The following is a 339-nucleotide window of genomic DNA, read 5'->3' as shown; positions in this document are numbered from 1 at the left end:
TCGCCCCGCCGCCATTGTTGACGGGTGGCGTGAAGTTGACTTGGGCGCCATCCGGATCGAGCGTCGTTACCGCGCCGATCGTCGGTGCCTCCGGCAAGGCCGGATTGACCGCGAACGACCGCGTAATCGTCTGTGCAGGGAAATAGGCAGCGTTGCCCTCTGCGTCGGCATTGATGGTGCAGGTGCCCGCGGAATGGAACGTCAATTCGCCAGGCGGTGTCACCGTGCAGACAGCAGGTGTGGTCGAACTGAACACGACTGGAAGCCCCGAAGTATTCATCGCCGACAACACGGGCGTCGTGCCGAACGTCTGGGGACCCGGGCTGAAGTCGATCGTCT

1 protein-coding gene is annotated in these 339 nt (G+C 63.1%); it reads right to left on the bottom strand.

The features are described from left to right. A partial coding sequence (locus L981_RS35425) for a hypothetical protein (protein ID WP_210166430.1) occupies positions 1-205 on the bottom strand: 205 nt, incomplete at its 3' end. Between the last annotated feature and the right edge of the window lie 134 nt (positions 206-339).

Origin of the sequence: Ensifer sp. ZNC0028 (assembly GCF_000799055.1) — a bacterium.
In the GTDB taxonomy this organism is placed as follows: domain Bacteria; phylum Pseudomonadota; class Alphaproteobacteria; order Rhizobiales; family Rhizobiaceae; genus Ensifer.
This window is presented reverse-complemented; position numbering and strand designations above follow the sequence as displayed.